1 rRNA gene is annotated in these 3208 nt (G+C 54.4%); it reads right to left on the reverse strand.

Going from position 1 to position 3208, the window contains the following annotated elements:
* Positions 1 to 24 precede the first annotated feature (24 nt).
* Positions 25 to 3098: ribosomal RNA gene (locus tag ACSNJE_RS15830) — 23S ribosomal RNA — on the reverse strand.
* Positions 3099 to 3208: the final 110 nt, after the last annotated feature.

Below are 3208 nucleotides of genomic sequence, written 5' to 3' on the forward strand. Positions count from 1 at the left end.
TTCACTACCTCCTGTTTCAGGCCTTAGGTCAAGTCCTCGACCTATTAGTACCGGTTAGCTCAATACATTACTGTACTTACACTCCCGGCCTATCTACCTGGTAGTCTGCCAGGGGTCTTACTGGATTAACTCCATGGGAAACCTTATCTTGAGGTCGGTTTCGCGCTTAGATGCTTTCAGCGCTTATCCGCTCCAGACATAGCTACCCAGCTGTGCCTCTGGCGAGACAACTGGTGCACCAGCGGTCTGTCCATCCCGGTCCTCTCGTACTAGGGACAGCTCCTCTCAAGTTTCCTGCGCCTGCGACGGATAGGGACCGAACTGTCTCACGACGTTCTGAACCCAGCTCATGTACCGCTTTAATGGGCGAACAGCCCAACCCTTGGGACCTACTTCAGCCCCAGGATGCGATAAGCCGACATCGAGGTGCCAAACCTCCCCGTCGATGTGGACTCTTGGGGGAGATAAGCCTGTTATCCCCGGGGTAGCTTTTATCCGTTGAGCGATGGCCCTTCCACTCGGAACCACCGGATCACTAAGCCCGACTTTCGTCCCTGCTCGACCCGTCGGTCTCGCAGTCAAGCTCCCTTCTGCCTTTACACTCTACGACTGATTTCCAACCAGTCTGAGGGAACCTTTGGGCGCCTCCGTTACTCTTTGGGAGGCGACCGCCCCAGTCAAACTGCCCACCTGACACTGTCCCCCATCCGGCTTACGGACGTGGGTTAGAACTTCAATACCTCAAGGGTGGTATCCCACCGACGACTCCGCACAGACTGGCGTCCATGCCTCTCTGTCTCCCACCTATCCTGTACATGACGTACCAAAATCCAATGTCAGGCTACAGTAAAGCTCCACGGGGTCTTTCTGTCCTGTCGCAGGTAACCCGCATCTTCACGGGTATTACAATTTCACCGAGCCCCTTGTTGAGACAGCGCCCAAATCGTTACGCCTTTCGTGCGGGTCGGAACTTACCCGACAAGGAATTTCGCTACCTTAGGACCGTTATAGTTACGGCCGCCGTTTACTGGGGCTTCAATTCAGAGCTTCGCCCTCTCAGGCTAACCCCTCCTCTTAACCTTCCAGCACCGGGCAGGCGTCAGCACCTATACGTCGTGTTTCCACTTAGCAGGCACCTGTGTTTTTGGTAAACAGTCGCTTGGGCCTCTCCTCTGCGACCTCTTCTTGCTCCGGTTGCTCTACCTTCACAATACTGAGGTACCCCTTCTCCCGAAGTTACGGGGTCATTTTGCCGAGTTCCTTAACAAGGGTTCTCTCGCGCGCCTTAGGATTCTCTCCCTACCTACCTGTGTCGGTTTGCGGTACGGGCACCCACTCGCCTCGTTAGAGACTTTTCTCGACAGTGTGGGATCAGCTACTTCACTACTCTAATTTCGTTCCCCTTCACGTCTCAGGCTCTATGTGTGGCGGATTTGCCTACCACACGCCCTACTCGCTTGGACCAGCTCTTCCATCCGCTGGCTTAGCCTACCCTCCTGTGTCATCCCTTCCTCAAACGGCTGTGGGTGGCATCGGATTCTCAACCGATTTCCCATCACCTACGCCCTTAGGCCTCGGCTTAGGTCCCGGCTTACCCTGGGCGGACGAGCCTTCCCCAGGAATCCTTAGGCTTCCGGCGGGCAGGATTCTCACCTGCCTTCTCGCTTACTCATACCGGCATTCTCTCTTCTGTACTCTCCAGCACTCCTCACGGTATACCTTCGACGTGTACAGAACGCTCCCCTACCACTGAGATGTGTCAATACTACTCTCAGCCTTCATGCTTAGCCTGAGGCATTTGGCGAAAACCTTTCATCTAACCGCTTAACAGCCGTGGGTTTTCGCTTAATTCACCGTGTCTAAGCACTCTCTAAGAGCACTATTGACACATCTCAATCCGTAGCTTCGGTGCCGTGCTTAGCCCCGGTTCATTTTCGGCGCAGGGCCACTCGACCAGTGAGCTATTACGCACTCTTTAAATGATGGCTGCTTCTAAGCCAACATCCTGGTTGTCTGTGCAATCCCACATCCTTTTCCACTTAGCACGGACTTTGGGACCTTAGCTGACGGTCTGGGCTGTTTCCCTCTCGACTACGGATCTTAGCACTCGTAGTCTGACTCCTAAGGTAAGTTTATGGCATTCGGAGTTTGATAGGGTTCGGTAACCTGGTAGGGCCCCTAGCCCATTCAGTGCTCTACCTCCATAAACCATCCCTTAAGGCTAGCCCTAAAGCTATTTCGGGGAGAACCAGCTATCTCCGAGTTCGATTGGCATTTCACCCCTACCCACACCTCATCCGCCGACTTTTCAACGTCGGTCGGTTCGGGCCTCCACCAAGTCTTACCTTAGCTTCACCCTGGACATGGGTAGATCACCCGGTTTCGGGTCTACGGCAACTAACTTAACGCCCTTTTCAGACTCGGTTTCCCTGCGGCTCCGTACCTTAAGTACTTAACCTCGCTAGCTACCGTAACTCGCCGGTTCATTCTACAAAAGGCACGCCGTCACGCTCTTATGGCGCTCCGACTGCTTGTAAGCATACGGTTTCAGGTTCTCTTTCACTCCCCTCCCGGGGTGCTTTTCACCTTTCCCTCACGGTACTTGTTCACTATCGGTCGCCAGGGAGTATTTAGCCTTAGGAGGTGGTCCTCCCTGATTCCCACGGGATTCCCCGTGTCCCGTGGTACTTGGGATCCTCTCTCAGCTATTTCCCCTTTCGCCTACAGGAGTGTCACCTTCTGTGCTCCGCCTTTCCAGACGGTTCGGCTAGGTTCCTTAGCCTTAACGAGAGTCCCGCTACCCCACTTAACCGTAGTCAAGTGGTTTGGGCTCCTCCGCGTTCGCTCGCCGCTACTTACGGAATCACTGTTGTTTTCTTTTCCTCCGGGTACTTAGATGTTTCAGTTCCCCGGGTTGCCTCCTCTGTGCCTATGGGTTCAGCACAGGGTGACGGGGTATTAACCCCGCCGGGTTCCCCCATTCGGACACCCACGGGTCTACGCCTGCTTGCGGCTCACCGTGGCTTTTCGCAGCTTTCTACGTCCTTCTTCGGCTCCTGGCGCCTAGGCATCCACCGTACGCCCTTACTAACTTGACCTACCTGACTGTTGTACTACAACAGCCTCAACCTTTCACAGCTCTCGGTAGTTCTTCCTCTCGCTCTCGCGCTCGGTTTCTTGCCTACTCTGTTTAGTTTTCAAAGAACAT

This window comes from Thermincola sp. GK-1 (assembly GCF_059412445.1).